The 20560-nt window shown below is 64.6% G+C and carries 16 protein-coding genes; 9 read left to right on the top strand and 7 right to left on the bottom strand.

From position 1 onward, the window contains the following. Window positions 1-72: 72 nt before the first annotated feature. The 3 genes from ACOJB8_RS24720 to ACOJB8_RS24710 all read right to left on the bottom strand — a co-directional run bounded on the left by ACOJB8_RS24720 (window position 73) and on the right by ACOJB8_RS24710 (window position 3907). On the bottom strand, window positions 73-1077 hold the full coding sequence (locus ACOJB8_RS24720; protein WP_342947677.1) for a GlxA family transcriptional regulator: 1005 nt from the start codon (window positions 1075-1077) through the stop codon (window positions 73-75). A gap of 321 nt (window positions 1078-1398) precedes the next feature. After that, a complete protein-coding gene (locus tag ACOJB8_RS24715) occupies window positions 1399-1851 on the bottom strand; it encodes a GDP-mannose mannosyl hydrolase (protein ID WP_069267835.1) in 453 nt (150 codons plus the stop codon). A 190-nt stretch (window positions 1852-2041) separates the two neighbouring features. After that, window positions 2042-3907, bottom strand: a complete 1866-nt coding sequence (locus ACOJB8_RS24710) for a hypothetical protein (RefSeq protein ID WP_475014807.1) — start codon at window positions 3905-3907, stop codon at window positions 2042-2044. Window positions 3908-4628: 721 nt separating this feature from the next. On the opposite strand from ACOJB8_RS24710, the gene ACOJB8_RS24705 reads away from it, so the two are divergent. The 7 genes from ACOJB8_RS24705 to ACOJB8_RS24675 all read left to right on the top strand — a co-directional run bounded on the left by ACOJB8_RS24705 (window position 4629) and on the right by ACOJB8_RS24675 (window position 14707). Then, the gene (locus tag ACOJB8_RS24705) at window positions 4629-5633 is read left to right on the top strand and encodes a GlxA family transcriptional regulator (protein ID WP_028202002.1); all 1005 of its coding nucleotides are present in this window, start codon (window positions 4629-4631) and stop codon (window positions 5631-5633) included. An 89-nt stretch (window positions 5634-5722) separates the two neighbouring features. Then, window positions 5723-7258, top strand: coding sequence for a mannose-1-phosphate guanylyltransferase/mannose-6-phosphate isomerase (locus ACOJB8_RS24700; protein WP_069267808.1), 1536 nt, complete (start codon window positions 5723-5725; stop codon window positions 7256-7258). Between the two features lie 43 nt (window positions 7259-7301). Then, window positions 7302-8693 (top strand): undecaprenyl-phosphate glucose phosphotransferase, encoded by a 1392-nt coding sequence (locus ACOJB8_RS24695; RefSeq protein WP_069267807.1) that lies wholly within the window; start codon window positions 7302-7304, stop codon window positions 8691-8693. Between the two features lie 62 nt (window positions 8694-8755). After that, window positions 8756-10987 carry a polysaccharide biosynthesis tyrosine autokinase gene (locus tag ACOJB8_RS24690; protein WP_069267806.1) on the top strand — a complete coding sequence of 744 codons (2232 nt, stop codon included), beginning with the start codon at window positions 8756-8758 and terminating at the stop codon, window positions 10985-10987. Between the two features lie 89 nt (window positions 10988-11076). Continuing rightward, complete coding sequence (gene gmd, locus ACOJB8_RS24685) at window positions 11077-12195, top strand: GDP-mannose 4,6-dehydratase (RefSeq protein WP_069267834.1); 1119 nt, start codon at window positions 11077-11079, stop codon at window positions 12193-12195. Window positions 12196-12201: 6 nt separating this feature from the next. Beyond that, window positions 12202-13161, top strand: coding sequence for a GDP-L-fucose synthase family protein (locus ACOJB8_RS24680; RefSeq protein WP_475014804.1), 960 nt, complete (start codon window positions 12202-12204; stop codon window positions 13159-13161). A 178-nt stretch (window positions 13162-13339) separates the two neighbouring features. Then, a complete protein-coding gene (locus ACOJB8_RS24675; RefSeq protein ID WP_475014803.1) occupies window positions 13340-14707 on the top strand; it encodes a WcaI family glycosyltransferase in 1368 nt (455 codons plus the stop codon). 62 nt (window positions 14708-14769) lie between these two features. On the opposite strand, the gene ACOJB8_RS24670 is transcribed toward ACOJB8_RS24675, so the two are convergent. Then, the gene (locus ACOJB8_RS24670) at window positions 14770-15426 is read right to left on the bottom strand and encodes a hypothetical protein (RefSeq protein ID WP_475014802.1); all 657 of its coding nucleotides are present in this window, start codon (window positions 15424-15426) and stop codon (window positions 14770-14772) included. Window positions 15427-15651: 225 nt separating this feature from the next. Here ACOJB8_RS24670 and ACOJB8_RS24665 point away from each other — a divergent pair, with 225 nt between their 5' ends. Next, window positions 15652-16353 carry a DapH/DapD/GlmU-related protein gene (locus ACOJB8_RS24665; protein WP_475014800.1) on the top strand — a complete coding sequence of 234 codons (702 nt, stop codon included), beginning with the start codon at window positions 15652-15654 and terminating at the stop codon, window positions 16351-16353. A gap of 96 nt (window positions 16354-16449) precedes the next feature. On the opposite strand, the gene ACOJB8_RS24660 is transcribed toward ACOJB8_RS24665, so the two are convergent. Next, window positions 16450-17592 (bottom strand): polysaccharide biosynthesis/export family protein, encoded by a 1143-nt coding sequence (locus ACOJB8_RS24660; RefSeq protein ID WP_256094969.1) that lies wholly within the window; start codon window positions 17590-17592, stop codon window positions 16450-16452. Here ACOJB8_RS24660 and ACOJB8_RS24655 point away from each other — a divergent pair. Then, entirely contained in the window at window positions 17582-17881 is a 300-nt protein-coding gene (locus ACOJB8_RS24655) for a hypothetical protein (RefSeq protein WP_342947686.1), read from the top strand. The two genes, ACOJB8_RS24660 and ACOJB8_RS24655, sit on opposite strands and share 11 nt — an antisense overlap. Here ACOJB8_RS24655 and ACOJB8_RS24650 read toward each other — a convergent pair. Together ACOJB8_RS24650 and ACOJB8_RS24645 are read right to left on the bottom strand one after the other, a co-directional pair. After that, on the bottom strand, window positions 17878-19107 hold the full coding sequence (locus ACOJB8_RS24650; RefSeq protein WP_368606748.1) for a glycosyltransferase: 1230 nt from the start codon (window positions 19105-19107) through the stop codon (window positions 17878-17880). The two genes, ACOJB8_RS24655 and ACOJB8_RS24650, sit on opposite strands and share 4 nt — an antisense overlap. Then, window positions 19104-20501, bottom strand: coding sequence for a sulfite exporter TauE/SafE family protein (locus tag ACOJB8_RS24645; RefSeq protein ID WP_069267801.1), 1398 nt, complete (start codon window positions 20499-20501; stop codon window positions 19104-19106). Before ACOJB8_RS24645 ends, ACOJB8_RS24650 begins: the two co-directional genes overlap by 4 nt. Between the last annotated feature and the right edge of the window lie 59 nt (window positions 20502-20560).

The raw sequence follows: 20560 nt of genomic DNA, 5'->3' as shown, positions 1-20560 counted from the left end.
AAAAAGACGCCGCGCGTAAGCGCGGCGTTTTGCATATGCAGCGGTAAAACATGTATCGAATTGCGACCGGGATCACTCACCCGAAGCCCGCCGGTTCACGGCGCGATACCCCGATGGCGAAATCGAGAGCCTGCGTCGGAAGATCCGCGCAAGACGCTCGCCGCGCGGCACGCCGCAGCGTTGCGCGATCTCGTCGATGGGAAGATTGGTTTGCGCGAGCAGGAGGCAACTGGCATCGAGCCGGGTACGCAGCAAATATTCGGACGGCGTGAGTCCCGTTTGCGTCTTGAAGTGGCGCAGGAAGTTTCGCATGCTCATCTGCGCGACGCGCGCCGCATCGGCCACCGAAATCGGCTGATGGTAGTTCTCGCGCAGCCAGTGCGCAGCCGAACTGATCTTGCCGTTCGCGCTGTCCGCTTCGCCATCGTCGAGCATGGGGCCGAGCCGCTCCCACGAGCCCGGCATCGAGTCCTCGGAGACGCGCTGCGCGAGCGCCACGCCGTGATTGCGCTTGACCACCTTGAGCGCGGCGACGAGCGCCTCGGAAGGCGTCACGACAGAAGCGCCGGCGTTGCGCGCTTCCAGCGCCCGGCGTAGCCGCTGCGCCGAGCTTGCCGTATTGCCGCCCGTGCGCAGGAAGGGCACATCGGCGGCGGCGAGTACGGCGCGTCCCTCGCCGAGCGCGCGGATGATGCGCACTTTCGGTGCGAGCATCTGCAGCCGCGTGATGAGCCGCGCGTTGTCGCGCGCTTGCATCGCACCAGGGCCGCCGGCGATGAACAGTGTGTCGAAGCCGCTGCGCAGCGGGCCATGCAGGCTCTCGGACCATATCCGCAGGCCGCAGCCGCTGGCCACGTTGCCGCCAGGCTCGGAAAGCATGACGATCGAATAAGCAGGAAGCGTGTCGGCGCAGGCATCGTTCGCGAGACGAAACACATCGGCGAGCAAGGTCACATCCCCGAGCGGGAAGCCCTCGAAAACCAGGATGCCGATGCGTTTGGCCACGTGTCCGAACTTCAAGTGAGCGCCGCGCGGCTGGAAAGCGGCTTGCCGGCAGACCACCCTGTCGATGTACATGGCCGGTTCCTCGCGCAGAAAGGATTCGCAGGAGTACGTTGCGCTTTTGCGCCGCGTGCCCTGATCCGGCTGAGTGGGGCTGTTACATGCGGTCACATCACGCTCTCGGGATTCATGATAGGCCCGTGGGGTGCTGACGCACGCCGCAGTCTGAAAATGCCGAGAACTTGGCAGAATGGCTCGGTATGGTGGGCAAGGCGGAGCGGTCCTGGCGCGGCGTTGCACCCGGGTCTTACGGGCGCGCACGCGCGCCCCGCGCGAGCTTCACGAACGCCTTGCGGGGAAATCCACGACGCGTGTGTGTCTGTTACTGGGGCATTTTCAGCGGAAATATTGTTTCGAATTCTTGTGCACGTCTTCGCGCATGAGCAGCTCCTCTGGCCACAGCCACGCGTACTGGCTGTGCTGATCGAAGCGCCCCACAGGCACGGTGCTATCCAGCATGAACGCATACGCAAGTACAACGTAATGTGTGCCGATGCCGTTTTCTGCCGCGAAGTTGTCCGGATAGTGATGCTCGAAGACGCCGACGAAGCGCGCAGCCGAGCGCTGCATGCCCGCAATGCCGAGCTCTGTTTCGACGATGCGCGTGAACGCGCCGTCGAGCCATTCGTCCTTGTGGATGCGTCCGCCGGGCACGAACCATTTGCCGCGCGCCGGACGATTGCGTCGTTCACCCACAAGCACGCGGCCGTCGGCGTCGGCGACGATGAGGTCGATCCCGACAAGCGGTGCGAGCCGCACAACCTCGAGGAATTCGGTAGGCGACAGCATGGACGAGCGGATCCGTGGGGTGGCGGTCGTGTCGATATGATTGTCTCGAGCGCAGCCGTTGCGCGCGCGGCGCATGACAATCAGGCGTCGCGTTCATGAGCAGTCTAGGCGGCTCAAAAACGCGTTGCACTGTCCAGAGCCGCCTAAGTCTCGCTATCGTGGGCCAAGATGCGAGCCCTGGCCCTCGCCCTCAAGGCTTCGGCGCGACATAGCCCGCGGGCGTGACGGCATTCGATCTGGCGATCTCGGCGTTGTCCGACACTACGTATACAGGCGATTCGGTCAGGCGCAGCGGGAGCATGCCGTCGTTGTAAGTCATGGTGGTCGGGTTCCCCATCAGGTCGAACACGCTTACCTTGCCCGAGCGCCCGCGCGCGTCCACCTGAAGCGTGTAGTTCGTCGCGCGCGTCGCGTCGTACCCGGTCTTCGCGCTCCAGCGCGCGTTGTCGTGGCTCCACAGCGCCGTGATTACCTTGCCGCCGCCCGGACGCGCGAACGCGTAGGCGTAAACGCCTGCGGGCGTGCCCCGCAACGGCCCGAGTGTATACGTACCGTCGATCAGCCGCGTCATGGTCGCGACCGCGAGCGCGGCCGGCTTCGGGCTGATGTTCGAGGCGCCGTACATGCCCTTCGGATGCTCGAGTTCGAAAAACACGCCGTAGCCGGGTGTCGTCTCTGGCATGTCCGCGCCATAGAAGATGAACGTCGTGTCCGCGCCTTCGCCCAGCAGGATCAGATGCGAGCGCGCGACGACCGCGCCCTGCGCGTAGAGCGTTTGTGCGTCGGGATAGTTCGCTGCGTAATTCGTACCGATGTCGTAACTAATACCCGTTTCGGTCACGACGAGCGGGGCGCCCGGCTTGAGCAGGTCGCGCATCGTCGTGCGCAGTTCGCGCATGGCTTCGGGTAGCGAAAGCGTGCCTTTTTCGGGGGCGCCATACAGACGCTCCGGCGGATGCGAAGGGCTAGTGCCGAAATCGTAGTAGCCGTGGATCGTCACGCCATCGAGATATTTAGCAATCCCAAGCGGTGCGAACTTCTTGAGCCACTCGGTGTTGCCCTGCACGCCTGCATAGGTCGGGCCCATCACGATCGCCGACGGGTCGGTGGCGTGTATGCCCTCGTAGACGGTCTTGTAGAGATCGACGAAATGCGCGTCCGTATCTTTCCATGGCAGCCCGCCGTCCTTGTCGGGCTCCCACGTGACCTGATAGTAGTCGTGCGTCTGGCGCGGGAAGACGCGTGCCCGGATGCGCGCGGACTCCGCGCCTACGCGCGACATGTATTCGCGCAACTGGGGTAAGGACGAAGGCACGTAGCTGTGGGTCTCTTCGCCGTTCGGACTCGCCCAGCCGGGAAAGCCGTCGAGCGTGATCAACCGCATGATGTCGCCGGGCTTGAACTGTAGATCGAGCTGGGGGGAGGCCGCGTCGAACATATTCGGACCTTTGGGCTCCATGACGTACCAGCCCCGCTTGTCGTTGGCCCACGCCAAACCGAGGTCGGTGTAGAGCGGCCGCAGGCCATCACCGCCGCAGCAGTGCTGTCCGGGCGCGATATATGCTGAGCCTTGGCCACCGAAGCGGTGCAGGTCCTGGCGCGCGAAGGTGGGTGCGGGAAGTGCTGCACTCACGTCGGGCAGCAGGCCGAACGTGGTGATTCCGGCCGGCCGGGTGCCACGTCGGGGCAAACCCGTAGAGGGCTGCGAAGCCAGCGACGCCGAAAACGCGAAGTAGCCCGCCTGCGGCAGCGTGCAGGTGAGCGACGTGACGCGTGGGCCGGCTGCCACCGTGAAGTTGCCGCTTGCTTGCGGGCGGCTCCAGGTATCCGTGATCTGCCATTGCACCTTGTCGTCGCCCGTCGCGCGCGTGGTCACATCGATACGCACGCTCTTGCCGCGGGGAAAGAGGCGTGTTCCGTCGCTTCCGGGTGTATCGGCGGAGATGGGATCGTCGCCTGTGTCTGTTGCGATGCGGCTGGCCGCGCTCCTGCAAACGGGCGCGTCGGCGGCGCGACAACTCAGCACCGGGAGCAGCACGCCGAGGACGCTAAGCACGAGCGTGGCGGCCGGCACCCATGAAAAAGCGCGCGATCCGCGCGCCGGAGGAGGGTTCACAAGTGCAGATGCAAGCGCTGGTCGCAATGTCATTGGCAGGTTCCTCACAGCATGAAAGGGTAAGACTAGTTGTTCGAGCCAGTCATTTGACGCCAGCCTCCAGGCATTGTGCGCAATTTCTCCGGGAAGCGGCGCGACAGAGTTGTGCAGTGCTCGCGGAGCCCGATCATATAAAGCGGCTTTTTGTGAATTTTTTTATTGTGCGGCGCAAACAGGATTTAACGGGTTTAAAATGCGCCTGGCATGCTCGAAATCGGAACTCAAAGCTTCTTAAACATCATTTAATCAGACGAATAGACGCGCGGTCTCTAATTGCCCGTTTCGCTTCCATCCCGTGCGTACGCATCGATCGGAAGGCGTCAAACGATTTTGTAGTAACAAAGGCGAATATACCTGCCTGTAACGGTTATCAGGCACTTTTGGCCAATTCGATGTAATCGAACCAATTGCCTTTCACGCAGTTTGCTTTTTGTCATTTGATTTGGCGCCCAACCATCTAATCGGTCCTCGACCGGACTAAATGCGCCAATGTCTCGCCAGTTTCGGTCAGTCATCGTTGCGGGAATTTTTCTCTGCCTATGATGCACTGCACATGGAATGCTATCGAAATGCTATTACCGGGACTTTTCGCTTGGTACGGGGGATTGTTTAGGGGAAAAGCATGGCGTACGCAAGTCTGGATTTGCCGTCGTTCAGTCGCCCGCATCTAGTCACCGCGGGCATCAGTCGAGAGGTGCGTCATATCGCAATTCTGCTGTTCGATGGTTGTTCGCTCCTCGGCGCCGGTATCGTGGCTGAAGTGTTTCATGTAGCGAACGAGCTCTCGACAGACACCGCTCGTAGTTCGCCTTACGATGTAAGCATCCTTTCGGCCGACGGCGGCAACGTGACGTGCTCGTCGTCGGTACGGGTCTGGACAGATGGACTCGATGCGCGCCACTACGTCGGTTTCGACGCGCTGTTCGTGGCGGGTGGAAAGGGTGCCTTCGCGGCCGCCAACGACGAACGTCTCGTCGCATGGTTGCGTCGCGTGCATGCGAATACCGGCACTATTCGTCCGATTGGTGAAGGCCGTTCACTGCTCGAAGCAGCGAGTCTGTGCGGCCAGCGCACGCAGCACGAGTTCGGCTCGTATGCGATGCAAACGGGACGCGAGGAAGCGGGCGGTGACGCCGGCGACCGGCTCGAGTCGATGAAGAGCGCGCTCACGCTGGTCAAGCGAGACCTGGGCGTGGATGTTGCGCGCGCGGTGACTGAGCGGCTCATGCCCGATTCGGGCGGCAACCTGTTGCCATTCCTCGGCGATGCGCTGGGTAGTGCGCCAGCTGACAAAGTGCGTGCAGCTGCGCGCTGGCTGCAGGAAAACTGTCAGCGGGCCATTTCGATAGCGGACGCTGCGCAGGTTGCCGCGATGAGCGAGCGTAACTTTCTGCGCCGCTTCAAGCTCGAGATGGGCATCACGCCATCTGATTACTTACTGCATGCGCGGCTTGCGATTACCTGCAGCCTGCTCACCGATTCGGAATTGCCGGTCGACAAGATCGCGCGCCGCACCGGCATGGGCAATGGCGATCGCCTCGCCAAGATCTTTCGCAAACGCATGATGATTTCGCCCACCGAATACCGCGAGCAAAGCCGCCGCGAGGCCGGCGTCGCTGTATCGTAACGCCGCGGTAACAACGGTCGCACTTCGTTACAAACGGGGTCGCTGTTCGCGAGCCGAGGTGATCCTGCCCGATATGAAGGAGTCCGAAGATGAATGAAAGGTCATCGATTCACGAAGGACAAAGTCAGGCCCGTGCGCAAAGCGAGCCACGTCCAGCGCGCGAAGACGCCACGCCTTGCACGCGCATCGTGCCCGTGGTACTGGCGGGCGGTTCCGGTACCCGCTTGTGGCCGATGTCGCGCGAACAATTCCCTAAGCAGCTAATTGGTGTGGTGGGCAGCGATACGCTGCTGCAGGCAACTGTGCATCGCCTCGACGGCTTTTCGTCAGAGTGGGAGGTCTCGAGTTCGCCAATCGTCGTATGTGGTGAAGAACACCGCTTCGTGATCGTCGATCAGTTGCGTGCATGTGGCATGGACGCGCGGCTCGTCGTCGAGCCGGCGCGGCGCGACACGGCGCCGGCGCTCACGCTCGCTGCGGCGCTTGCGTGCGCAAACGGCGACGACGCGATTCTCATCGTGATGCCGTCGGACCATGCGATCGCCGACGTGGACGCCCTGCAGCGCGCGCTCGAATGCGCAGCGCGCCACGCGCAGCGCGGCGCGATCGTCACGCTGGGCGTGCCGCCGCGTTCGCCTGAAACGGGGTTTGGTTACATCCGCGTCGGCGAGGCGCTTGCCGACGGCGCGCATCGTATCGACGGTTTCGTCGAAAAGCCCGCGCCGGAACTCGCCACGCAGTACATCGCGCAGGGCGGCTACTGGTGGAACAGCGGCATCTTCGTGATGCGTGCGAGCGTGTGGCTCGATTCGCTGCGCGCGCTGCAGCCCGATATGCATGCGGCGTGCCTTGCCGCGTTCGTCGATGGCCAGCAGGACGGCCCTGCGTTCCGACCGGCCGCCGATGCCTTCAAGCGTGCCCCGTCGGACTCGATCGACTACGCGGTCATGGAGCGGCTGTCGGCCAGCAACGGCTGGACGCCCGAGGGCGTGGTGGTCGCGCTCGACGCGGGCTGGTCCGACCTCGGCTCGTGGGACGCCGTATGGGCGGCAATGGAAAAGGACGAAGACGGCAACGTCGGACGCGGGCGCGTGGTATTCGAAGGAGCGGTCGCGACTTACGCGCACTCCGACGGCAGGCTCGTGGCTTGCGTGGGCACGTCCAACCTCGTGGTGGTCGAAACGGCAGATGCGGTGCTCGTCGCCGACCGCTCGAAGGTGCAGGACGTGAAGGGGCTGGTTGCACGAATCAAGGCGGAACACGCGCCCGAGGCGGCGTCGCATCGCAAGGTGCAACGTCCGTGGGGCTTTTACGATTCGATCGATTCGGGGGAGCGCTTCCAGGTCAAGCGCATCGTCGTCACGCCGGGCGCACGGCTCTCGCTGCAACTGCATCACCATCGCGCCGAGCACTGGACGGTCGTGCGTGGCACCGCGCTCGTCACTCGTGGTGAGGAATCCTTTCTTATGACGGAAAACGAGTCCACTTATATTCCGCTCGGTGTGCGTCACCGGCTGGAAAACCCGGGCAAGGTGCCGCTCGAAATCATCGAGGTGCAGTCGGGAGCGTATCTGGGAGAGGACGACATCGTTCGTCTCGACGATACGTACGGCCGCTGCGGTTGAGGCTGGCGGCACGGCTTGCAGGGAGAGAAAAAAGGGAGAAAGCATGCGCGAGCTACAAAACTTGATGGCGAGAGTGCTCGACGTATCTGCCGTAATGATCGGCGCGAGCGTGGCTTCGGAGATCCGCTTCGAAGATATCGTGCCGCGTGGCGTGAACGAAGCTTTCGTGCTGCTCTCCGCAGCCTTCGCGCTCGTGATCTTTCCGGCGTTCGAGCTTTACCAGTCGTGGCGCGGCCGCTCCAAAGCGTTGCTCGCGGGTCAGGTGTCGCTTGCCTGGCTCGTGGTGCAGGGTTGCGCACTGATCTCGATGTACTCGACGATGCACCATGTCGATGTCGTTTCGCGTCTGTGGTTCGCTTACTGGACTGCGCTTGCAGGCGGCTTGCTCATTACGTGGCGAGTTTTCGCGCACGGTGTGCTTGCGCACATGCGGCGCGCGGGCATGAACCTTCATCAGGTCGCCATTGCAGGTTCCGCGTCGCAGTGCGACGAGATTGTGCGGCGCATCGATGCGGAGCCGGGCTCCGGTTTTCGCGCGAGCGCGCTCTACAACACGATGCCGCAATCGGCGCGACCCGCGAGCGAGAAATACGCGCAGGTGTGCGAGACGATCGAGGCGTTCGCGCAGCACATCCGCGAGCATGACGTGCACGAATTGTGGCTCGCCCTTTCGCTTGCGGAGGAGCGCACGGTGGTGCGGCTCGTCAGCGAGTTTCGCAACGACCTCGTGAACATCCGCTTCATTCCGGATGTGCGCTCGCTGGCGCTGTTCGATACCAGTACGGTGATCGAGTTGCTCGGCGTGCCGGCGATCAACCTCGTTGCCTCGCCGCTGCCCGCGAGCGCGCAGTTCAAGAAGGCGTTGTTCGACCGCGTGTTCGCAGCGCTTGCGCTCGTGAGCCTCATGCCGCTTCTCATCGGCATTGCCATTGCGGTGAAGTGTTCCTCGCCGGGGCCGGTGCTGTTCAGGCAGCGACGCAAGGGCGCCGATGGCCGTGTGTTCACGATCTACAAGTTCCGTACGATGCGCGAACACAAGGAGGCGCCCGGGACGGTGAGTCAGGCGACGCGCCACGACCCGCGCGTGACACGTCTCGGAGCGCTCCTGCGCCGCACGAGCCTCGATGAATTGCCGCAGTTCTACAACGTGTTGCGCGGCGACATGTCGGTGGTCGGACCGCGCCCGCATGCGCTCGAGCACGACGATCTCTATCAGAGCGTGGTGAAGGGTTACATCCACCGCTATCGCATCAAGCCCGGCATTACCGGCTGGGCGCAGGTCAACGGATTTCGCGGCGAGACCGATCGCCTCGAAAAGATGGAAATGCGCGTAGCACACGATCTTTATTACCTTGGCCATTGGTCGTTCTGGCTCGACATGCGCATCATCGCGGCCACGATCATTCACGGTCTGGTTGGCCGCAACGCTTATTGAGCGCAGCGGCGCATTCGAGCAAGCATCACCAGCAAGCAACACCAGGTTTCGGGAGAAGCAAGATGGCGATGAATTATGACGGCGCTTACTATGGCGCAGCAGGCGCCGACGAGCGATACCTAGGCGATTACCTGCAAACGATGGTGGCGAACTGGCGCGCCATCGCGATCGTGACGCTTGCCGTCACGCTGCTCGGCGCAGCCTATGCATTTCTCGCCACGCCGACCTATCGGGCCGACGTGCTGTTCCACCTCGTCGACAAGGGCGACGCCAGCAAGAAGGAAAGCAGCCTGCCGCCGCTCACGGGCATGTTCGACGAGAAGTCGACCGCGAACGGCGTGATCGAAATGCTGAAGTCGCGCAACGTGACCGAGGAAACGGTGCGCAAACTGCACCTCGATATTTCGGCGCGGCCGCGCGAAATGCCCGTGATCGGCGGCATGCTCTCGGGCATCATGAGTGCGCCCTGGGCGCAGCACCTGCCCGGGTTCCTTCGGCCATCCGGCTACGCCTGGGGCGGCGGCGACATCAAGGTGTCACGCTTCGATACGCCCGAGGCGATGTATGAGCGCGACTTCACGATCGTCGCCGGCGAAGAGCCCGGCACCTTCACGCTGCGCGACCCCGACGGCATTCCGCTCCTGCAGGGCCGCGTGGGCGAGGACGTGAGCGCCAACACGTCGGTCGGGCCGATCGCGCTGCACGTCGACAGTTTGAGCGGGCCGCCCGGAACGCCTTTCCTGCTCACGCGCGCCTCGACGCTCACCACTGTCGACCGGCTGGAGAATTCGCTGCAGATTCAGGAGGTCGGGCTACAGTCCGGTGTGATCCGCGCGAGTCTCGAAGGCCACAACAGCAAGACGACGGCTGCGATCCTCAACAACGTGGCGCACGAGTTCATCAAGCAGGACATCGCGAGCCGTTCAGCGGAAGCGGAACACATGCTCGCGTTCCTCGACGATCAGCTGCCGCAATTGCGCTCGCAGGTCGATGCCGCCGAGCAGAAGTACAACAAGTTCCGTAACGAGCACGGCACCGTCGATCTCGGCGAAGAAAGCCGGCTGCTGCTCCAGCAGGTGAGCGACAACAAGATCCGTCTCGAAGACCTGCGGCAGCAACGCGCGGAACTCGCGCAGCGTTTTACCGAGCATCACCCGGCCGTTCAGGCGCTCGATGCGCAGATCGGCACGCTGCAAGCCGCACAGTCGCAACTCACGCGTAATGTGGCGCAACTGCCGGATACGGAACAGTCCGCCGTGCGGCTCTTGCGCGACGTGCATGTGAGTACGGAGCTTTACACGAGCCTCCTGAACAGCGCCCAGCAACTGCGTGTGGCGCGCGCGGGCCAGGTGGGCGACGTGCGCGTGGTCGATTTCGCCGAACCACCGGATGATCCCGTGCGTCCGAAGAAGCTGCTCGTGATCGCGATCGCGATCGGTGCGGGGCTCGTGCTGGGCGTGCTCGTCGCGTTCGTGCGCAAGTCGCTGTACGGCGGTGTGGAGCGTCCGGACGAGCTCGAAGCCGCGCTTGGCGTGCCGGTCTTCGCCGTGGTGCCGCGCAGTCCGCAGCAGCTGCGGTTGCAGCATCACGTGTCGTCGCGCCGGCGCGGACTGCACGTGCTCGCGCAGCAGAATCCCCAAGACGTCGCGGTGGAAGGCGTGCGCAGCCTGCGGACTTCGCTGCAGCTCACGCTCAACGACGCGCGCAACAACATCGTGATGCTTACGGGCTCACGGCCCGACATCGGCAAATCATTCCTCTCGGTCAATCTCTCCGCGCTGGTCGCCTCAGTGAACAAGCGCGTGCTGATCGTCGACGGCGACATGCGGCGTGGCGACGTGCACTCGCACTTCGGCATCGTGCACCAGCCGGGTCTCTCCGACGTGTTGCTCGGCGCCGATCTGGACCAGGCGATCCAGCACGAGGTGCTGCCCGGGCTCGACGTGCTCGCCAAGGGCTCGCTCCATTCGCATCCGTCCGAACTGTTGATGAGCCCACGCTTCGAGTCGCTGCTCGAAGAACTGGGGGCGCGGTATGACCTCGTGATCGTCGACACGCCGCCGGTGCTCGCGGTGACCGACTCGACGGTCATCGGGCGCTACGCGGGTACGACACTTCTCGCGATCCGCCATGGCCGCCACCCGATTTCGGAGCTCGAGGAAACGGTCAAGCGCCTGCGCATTGGCGGCGTGAATCTGCGTGGCGTGCTGCTCACCGACGTGCCGAAGACGGGCGCGTTCATCGGCGGCGGGTATCGCGGCGGTTACTACGGTTACGAAAGCATTGCAGGGTAGCAGCAGGTTGACGGTCGGTTTTCGGGCCGCCCGTCGATGATGAAAACCACCGAATCCCATTTCGCGCACGCGAGGAGAGAACGATGGCAATGGCTCGTAAAGTTGCTTTGATTACCGGCATCACCGGTCAGGACGGTTCGTATCTGGCAGAACTGCTTTTGAACAAAGGCTATGAGGTGCACGGCATCAAGCGCCGCTCATCGCTCTTCAACACGGACCGCATCGATCACCTGTATCGCGATGCACACGACTCGGAGCCCGGCATCCACCTGCATCACGGCGAAATGACAGACACTACGGCGCTGTTGCGCGTGGTCCAGGAGATATCGCCCGACGAAGTCTACAACCTCGCCGCGCAGAGCCACGTGGCCGTGTCGTTCGACGAGCCCGAATACACCGCGAACGCGGACGGTCTCGGCACGCTGCGCATTCTGGAAGCGATCCGCATTCTCGGCCTCGCGAAGAAAACGCGCTTCTACCAGGCTTCGACCTCGGAACTTTACGGGCTCGTGCAGGAAGTTCCGCAGCGCGAAACCACGCCGTTCTACCCGCGCAGCCCGTATGCGGTCGCGAAGCTGTTCGCGTACTGGACCACGGTGAACTACCGCGAGGCGTATGGCATCTACGCGTGCAACGGCATTCTCTTCAACCACGAGTCGCCGCAGCGTGGCGAGACCTTCGTTACGCGCAAGATCACGCGTGCGATTGCGCGCATCGCCGTCGGGTTGCAGAAGGAACTGTATCTCGGCAACCTCTCGGCCATGCGCGACTGGGGCCATGCGCGCGATTACGTCGACATGCAGTGGCGCATGCTCCAGCAGGAGCAGCCCGAGGACTTCGTGATCGCAACGGGTGTGCAGTACAGCGTGCGCGACTTCGTGCGCGCGGCGGCGGCGGAACTGGGCATCACTGTGCGTTTCGAGGGCAGCGGTGTCGATGAGGTCGGCATTGTCGACCACGTCGACTCGCGTGAGATGCGGCTCGAAGCGGGGCAGGTGATCCTGCGGGTCGACCCGCGCTACTTCCGCCCGGCCGAGGTCGAGACGCTGCTTGGCGACGCCTCCAAGGCGCAGGAGAAGCTGGGCTGGAAGCCAGCCACTTCGTTCCAGGCGCTCGTCAAGGAAATGGTGCGAGCCGACTATCAGGCCGCCCGGCGCGACGCGCTCGTCACGCTGGCCGGCTTCAAGGCTCTCGAACATCACGAGTGAGATGCCATGGACAAGAACTCCCGAATCTTCGTTGCCGGCCACCGCGGTATGGTGGGCTCAGCACTCGTGCGCGCGTTGCAGGCGCACGGCTACCATAACCTCGTCACGCGTCCCCACGCGGAGCTCGACCTCACCGATCAGGCCGCGGTTGACGCCTTCTTCGAAGGCGAGCACATCGACGCGGTGCTGCTCGCGGCCGCGCGCGTGGGCGGTATCCTCGCGAATTCGACGCAGCCCGCACAGTTCGCCTGGGACAATCTGGCGATCGAGACCAACGTGATCCGGGCCTCGTACAACGCGGGCGTGCAGCGCCTCGTGTTCTTCGGCTCGTCGTGCATTTATCCGCGCGAATGCCCGCAGCCGATCCGCGAAGACTATCTGCTCACTTCGCCGCTCGAGCCGACCAACGAGGCCTACGCGATCGCGAAGATCGCGGGTCTGAAGCTCTGCGAAGCGTACAACCGCCAGTACGGCACGCATTTCGTCTCGCTCATGCCGACCAACCTGTACGGCCCCAATGACAACTACGACCTCGGCAGCAGCCATGTGCTGCCCGCGCTGATCCGCAAGGCGCACGAGGCGCGCGGCAACGGCCAGCGCACGCTGACCGTCTGGGGTTCGGGCAGGCCGCGCCGCGAGTTCCTGCACGTCGACGATCTCGCCGATGCGACGATCTTCGTGCTCGAGCACGAGACCGGCGACGGGGTGTACAACGTCGGCGTCGGCGAGGACCTGTCGATCCGCGACCTCGCGCAGCGCGTGTGCGACGTGGTGGGCTTCGAAGGCGAACTGGTATTCGATTCGACCAAGCCCGACGGCACGCCGCGCAAGCTGCTCGACGTGTCGCGCCTGGGCGACCTGGGCTGGCACGCGCACATTGGCCTCGAGGAGGGGCTCGCCCGCACCTACGACGATTTTCTGCAAACCCATGCCGCGCCGGCGTACGAGGCGGGCATGCGGGCTTGACGTGGCCTGACGGGACCGATGGCTTTTAAACAATCGGCTCAACAGGACGAAAGGGAACAGGCGTCTGGTTGGTGGTGGGCGTCGTGCGCGGACCGGATGCACGACGCCCGCTTTTTTTCGCTCGGCGCGCGAGACGATTAAAAGCGGCACACAGCAGTTCAGGGACGGAAGCAACGCAATGAGAATCCTGATCTACGGACTTAATTACGCGCCCGAAGTCACAGGCGTCGGCAAATACACAGCCGAAATGGCGGAGCTGCTCGCGGCGCACGGCCACGAGGTGCGCGTGATCTGCGCGCCGCCTTATTACCCGCAATGGCGCGTGCATGAAGGCTATCGCGCGGGGCGTTATCAACGCGAAACGTTGCGCGGCGTGGGCGTCTCGCGAGCGCCGCTGTGGGTGCCGACCCGGCAGGGCGGCTTCAAACGCATCGTGCATCTGGCGAGCTTCGCGCTCTCGTCGCTGCCGCTTCTCGCGCGCCTCGCGGCGTGGCGGCCCGAGGCGGTCATGTTGATCGTGCCGACGCTCTTCTGCGCGCCCGGCGCCCTCATGCTCGCACGTGCCGTCGGCGCGCGCAGCTGGCTGCATATTCAGGACTTCGAAGTCGATGCGGCATTCGACCTCGGGCTGCTGCGCGGCGGCCAGGGGTCGCGTCTCGGGCGCGCGGCCCTTGCCGGCGAACGCTGGCTGCTGCGGCGCTTCGACGTCGTCTCGTCGATTTCAGCGCGCATGGTCGAGCGCGCCATCGACAAGGGTGTGGACGCCGCGCGCGCCGTGTGCCTGCCGAACTGGGTCGACACCCAGACGATCTTCCCGCTGCCGTATCCGAGCGCGTTCCGGCGTCGCCTCGGTATCCCGCAGGACAACACCGTCGTCCTCTACTCGGGGAACATGGGGGCGAAGCAGGGCATCGAAATTCTCGCGGACGTCGCAACGGCGCTCGCCGCGCGGCCCGACATCAGCTTCGTGTTCTGCGGCGACGGCGCGGCCAAGCGCGAGCTGATGGCGCGTTGCGAGCCGCTCTCGAACTGTCACGTGCTGCCGCTGCAGCCGTCTTCGATGCTCAACGAGCTGCTGAACGTGGCCGATATCCACGTGCTGCCGCAGCGCGCCGACGCTGCCGACCTCGTGATGCCCTCGAAACTCACCGGCATGCTCGCGAGCGGCCGTGCGGTGGTCGCCATGGCGCGGCCCGGCACGAGTCTCTTCGACGTGGTCTCGGACCACGGGATTGTGGTGCCGCCCGAGGATAGCGGGGCGCTCGCTGCGGCGATCGTCGATCTGGCCGGCGACCCCGCGCGCCGTGCCGAGCTTGGCCATGCCGCGCGTCGCTACGCGAAGCGCATGCTGTCACCGCAAGCGATCTTCGACGTGCTCGAAGCGAGGCTTGCCGGGCTGGCAGGTGAAGTCGCCGAGCCGCCGGCGGCCCAGACCCAGGTCGAAGCGCAGACCGCGGCAAATGGCGCTGCATCGGCGCAGCAACCTGCGCGTCAGGCAGGCAAAGGCGGGTCGACGTTGCCGGAGGTCGAGCAGTCCGATGTATGAGCGACTGCGCCCAAGGCCGCGATGATGGTGGCCTTGGGCTGTCCCTGACCGCTGGCGGAGGCTTACCAGGGCGACTTGTAGAGTTCGGAGTTGGACTGATCCGGCGACCCGTACGGGCTGCCATACGGATTGCCATAGACTTGCGCAGTTGGCGAGGTCTGACTGGCGCCGTAGTCATAGCCAGCCGTCGAGCGGCCTCTCCCCGCAGGACCCCCCGCACCGGCCCCACCGGTGCTCCTCGCCACCGCATTGCCGGCGCGCGACATGCCGTTCGCGCCGATCCTGCCGTGGTTCGCGGCACCCCTGCCGCCTGCGCTCGAAGTGCTGCTTCTGTCGCCCCTGCCGCCGTTGGCGCTCACCGCGCTCGCCGCGTAATCGCCAGGCGTCACGACGTGCATGTGCTTTTCGTTCGTGAGCGCGTCTCGCGCGTCGTCTGGCGAAGCGCCGTTGCTGCTGTAGGGGGTCACGCTGTACGGGTTGTCGGAAGTGCCCGGACCGCCGAGCAGGCGCTGTTCGTCCTGTTGCTGGCGCTGCACGGCGCCCGTGCGGGTGTCGCCCTGGCTGCCCTGGCGACTCTGGTCACTCGCGGCAGCGGGGGAGCCCCCGGCGCCGTACGGGGCGTTCTGCGCAAATGCCGCGTACGGCCAGGCGGCGCACGCAGCTTGCAGCGCGGCGGCGAGTACATAAGGCGCAAATCGATGATGAGAAAAACTGGACATGGCATTGATCCCGCGCGCCGCGAACGATGCGGCGTCAAGCCTTCATGTTGCCTACCGCGCGTCGCGCCGCTGCGCCAAAACCCCTGCCGTGTCGGCCACGCGTATGGGGCGATGCGGTGGCCGCCCGATAATGAAATCGTGGCCTGATGCGTCCCGTTATGCGGGCCGCCAGGCGCAATCCGCAGGAAGCCAACAGGAACCGACCCGGATGGGCAAGGAGCGTTCATGACGGAAGCGGTCGAAGGTCTAGGGGCCCGCAAAGGGAACGGCGGCGCGGCCGGCCGTAGGGATGGAGCGGGCGAAGCGCCGCCCGCAGGCGTCGTACCGCCACAAGCCGCAAACGACGCGCGAGCCGCGGAAATCCGCGTGATCGATTTGAGTCGTGCGGGCAAGGGCAACTTCGTCGCGCGCCGGGGCAAGCTCGTGCAGGCCGCGTGGTATCTGGTCGAGGCCTGCGTGCTCGACAACCGTCTGCTGCCGCTCTCCGCGCTGCGCGTAGGCCTGCTGCGCCTGTTCGGCGCGAAGGTCGGCCAGGGCTGCCGCCTCGTCCATCCCATGCGCGTGAAGGCGCCGTGGAATCTGGAAATGGGCGACAACTGCTGGATCGGCGTGGACGTCTGGATCTACAACCAGGCGCCCATCCGCGTCGGCTCGAACGTCTGCCTTTCGCAGGGCGCGTTTCTCAGCGCCGGCTCGCACGACATGCGCACGAACATGGACCTGCACGTCGCGCCGATCGTGATCGAGGACGGTGCGTGGGTCTCGTCGAAATGCGTGGTGCAGATGGGCGTGACGATCGGGCGCTCGGCGGTCGTGACGCCGCTCTCGGTCGTGCATCGTTCGCTGGAAGCCGGCGGCGTGTATGGCGGCAATCCGTGCCGCTTTATCCGCTGGCGTTTCGAGGAGGGCAAGCCGCCCAAGGCATAAGGGCGGCGCGAAGCTGGCTCGTTTCAAGCAGATTCATTCAACGCACGAGCAGGCCCGAAGGCCTGCTCATGCTCATACTCATACGAACCCCGCCGGCTAGTATCCGCCGTAACCCACCGCCCGGCCCGCTGCGGCCGCCTGCGTACTCGGCAGGATCAGGTTGATGACGCGGCTCCATTTCACGAGCGCCGACGCGTCGACGAACACGACATCGTTCGGCTGCAACTCGAACTCGTCGGCCGTGGCCATGGCTTCCGGCGACGACGCGTCGAGGTGGAAGACCTGACGGTGTCCCTCCTTCTGCCCGCGCACGACGTACACCTGCGAGGCGTCACCCGAACCCTGGCTGACGCCGCCTGCGTTGCCTAGCGCGTCGTTCAGCGAGAGGTGGCCGTTATCGAACGGCAAGGGCCCCGGGTGTCCCACTTCGCCGAGCACGAACACGCGGCTTTCGTTCGCCGAATACACGCGCACGAGGTCGCCGTTCTGCAGCAGGATCTTGTCCGGGTTCACACCCTTCTTGATCATGTCGGGAATGTTCACCATGGTCGTCTTGTCGCCGCGCGTGACGCTAACCCGCGAGCGGTCGCCGTTCGCCGTGAAGCCGCCCGCGCGGTTGATCGCCTCGGGCAGCGACATCGTCATGTCGTTGAGCACCATGAGACCGGGCGTGCGCACTTCGCCGTCCACGTATACGCGCCGGCTGCGGTACGACTCGATGCGCAGCGTCACCTGGGGTTTGTTCAGGTAGTAGGCGAGCTTCTTCGACACGAGGTCGCGGGCTTGCATCTCGGTGAGCCCCGCCACGTGGATCGGACCCACGTACGCCACCTGGATCGCACCCGACGAGTCGACGGTATAGCCCGACTGCACCTGACTCGCGCTCTGGTCCTGCTGCCCGCTGCCACCGCCGCCGCCGCCGTTCGTCGGCAGATTCATCTCGGGGTGATCCCACACGACGATGCTCAGCACGTCGCCGGGCCCGAGCGTGTAGGGCTTGGGCGTGCCGAACAGCGTCTCGACGTTTGCCGGGACATTCGACGGTCTCGCTGCGGCTTCCTTCGCGACCAGTTCGTTGTTGATCTCGATGAGCGCGCCTGGCGGAGGTTGATCACCCTTTCCGCCTGAACGGGCGGCGTCGGTCGCGGCCTTCGCCTGCGTGACGCTCGATGGCGCCTGCATGCCAGGCGAGAGCGCGCAGCCCGCCAGCAGGGCCGCAGCCGTCACCATGGTCGCCATCGCCGCCAGGGCCGCCCGTGCGCGGCCCGCCGATAATCTGCGCAAACTGCGCGCGGGCTGCTTCACAGGCTGCGCCGCGGTTACGTCGACGGTCTCGCCGCCCGAACAATCAGGTCTGCTGTTTAACATAGTGTTGCCCCCTTACTCACAGGATTCGCACATCGCCACGAAAGTGCAACGCGGGTTCATCGTTCGACTCGTTATGACGCTTCAGCTGCGTTGCTTCGTCACCCCTGCCAATCCCTACCATTTCCGCTATCTGAATTTGATGCCGCTTTTTTCAATTTAATCAGCCTGTTCCGCGGGCTCGCCCTGCGCCATGGCGCTCATCGGGCGCCCTGGGCGAAATCGCGCGCCAGCGTGTAAAGGATGTTCCTGCAACAAGCCCAGCAGCGAGCGCACCATGCCATCCATCGCGAAGCGTGCGTCGAACGTGCGCCGGGCCTGAGCGCGCATCGCGTCGCGCGCGCGCTCGTCGAGCGCCCGCCATGAGGCAAAGTTGCGCTGCGTGCCGGCGACCGTGTCGGGCGCAACGAACCCCGCGCCGTCCTCGTCGATCTCGCGCCAGACGCCGACCTTGTCCGAAACCAGTGCGGGCAGTCCGCACGCCAGCGCCTCCGCCACGGAAACGCCGAAGTTCTCCTGGTGCGACGGCAGCACGAACACGTCGCTAGCAAAAAACGCGCCCCACTTCAGGTTGCCCTGCAGCATGCCCGGCCAGCTGATGCGATGTGCGATGCCGTGCGACTGCGCGATCGCCTGCAGCGCGGGTTGCCAGTTACCCTTGTCGGGCCCCGCGATCAGCAGATGCGCATCCGGCGTTTCGCGCGCATGTTCGGCGAACGCGTGAACCAGCACGTCGCAACCCTTCTTCGGGTGCAGACGCCCGAGAAACAGGACGATGCGCTTGTTGCGCAAATGCGGCGACTCCTGCAGGAAGGCTTCGCGCAACGTGTCCGGGTTCTCGCTGGGCGCATTGGTGCCGAACGGCACGACGCGCTCATTGGCGCGGTACAGCCAGAACGATTCGCGCGCAAGCAGGCGTTCTTCGTCGGTCGTGAAGATCACGGCGCAGGCGTCGCGCAGCACGCGGAAATCGGCCCATGGCCAGTACGCCCACTTCTTCAGATGCTTGACCGGATAGGTGGCCTTGAACCACGGATCGAGCATGCCGTGTGTGTACACGTAATACGGCACCTGCGCGTGGCGCAGCGCGCGCCACGCGCCGAAGCCGTGGTATTGCCAGAGTCCGTGCACGATCGCCGCGTCGAAGCGCGTCGCGTTCGCGCGCAGCCACGACACGTAGCCGGGGCAGTATCCGTAGTGCCCGCGGCCCGGCCCCAGCGCGTGCAGCGGGAGCGGAAATTCGCGCACATAGGGCGCGTCGATCGGATCGAGCGACGCCACTTCGATCTGGTGATCGAGCGCCGTCATCGCGAGACCGCTCTGGCGAACGCCCTCAATCGGGCCGCCCGAGCGGGGGTCGACCGTGGAAACGAGGTGCAGGATTTTCATCGGGGCTCCGGAGTCGCATACGTGTTGAGCGGCACCGGCGCCGCCGCGGGCGCCGTGGGTTGGAAGGCAGGTTCGCGCCCGTAGGACGGATGCAGGCGTTGGCGCTTGCGTTGAAGGTCAATGCGGTAATGAAGCTGCGAATACAGCGCGACGATGAGCCCGAGCGCGAGGCCGTAGACGAGGCCCGAGAAACGCGTGCCGAGCGGATTGCCGCCGATCGACGCGCCCGGCAGCGCGGCGAGCACGAGCAGCGCCATGCTGAGCGGCATGAGCATCGGGTGACGCGGCGCGATGCGGCGCCAGCGTCTGAACGCGCGGCCCGCGACGATGAGCGCGACGATCACCGCAAGCGGCATGCAGCCTCCGAACACGATACCTTCGGCGTAGAGCTGGTAGACCCAGAAGTTGTGGCCCGCCACCCAGTCGCTGGTGTTGAAGTAATCGTCCTTGCTGAAGGTCTGGTTCACGTACTGGTAGTAAATCGGCGAATAGCGGTAGAGGTGCCCATAACCCTTGCCGAACAGGACCGAATCCACCGATTCGGTGACCTGGTCGTACTGGTCGCGCATCTCCGCAATACGCGTGACCGTGGTCGGATCGCGGTCGGACTCCGCGTTCTGCGCGGCCGTCACGCGCTGCGTCCAGTGTTCGGTGATGGACGGGAAGAGCCACGCCGTTCCCACGCCCAGCGCGACAACGAACGAAAGCGCGATGCCCGTGCGGAAAAACGATTTGATCAGATGACTGAGCGACGGCGAGGCGAGCCACGCCGCAAACATGGCGAGCAGGATGGTCGCGATCAGCAAACTACGCGTGACGCTCAACAATTCGACGACGAGCGTGGCGAGGAACACGAGTACCATCGTCATGTTGAAGCGCCGGGCGACGATGAACTGGTGCAGCAGCATGGCCTGCAGCGCGAGCATGGTCGGCGAGACGATGCGAAACCGAATGTCGGCCAGCGGCCCGCCGACTGCCAGCAAGCCGAAGAAGAAGGTAAACACGAGGCCCATCACCATCGCGTAATAAAGCGCACGCTGCATCTGCATGACGCGCATGATGTGCCACGGGCGGCACATGGCCCAGTACCCGAGCGCGAACAGCAGGAACGGCAGCATCACGCGCAGGTACTGCCCGACAGGATTGTGCTGCAGCATTTGCGCAATGAGACTGCCGACGAGGCTGGCGACGAGCGCGCCCGTCACGAACGAGCGCAGCCGCGTCGGGCGCGCGAAGCGCGGGCCGATCAACGCGAGAATGAGCGCGCCAGCCAGGGCCGGAACGACGGCCAGCCATTGCGCGCTGTGGCCGAACTGGGAGTCCGGTGCCTTATAGTCGAAAGCAAGAGGCACGAGGCACACCCAGAGCCAGAGTGCAGCATGTTTGTTTCGCATCGGCGTTTCTCCCGGTGCGGTGCATAGGGTCGCATACGTTGCGCAAAATACATGCGCGC

The organism is Paraburkholderia sp. BR10141 (assembly GCF_056155635.1).
The sequence above is the reverse complement of the archived record's forward strand: the minus strand, read 5'-3'. Positions and strand labels throughout refer to the sequence as shown.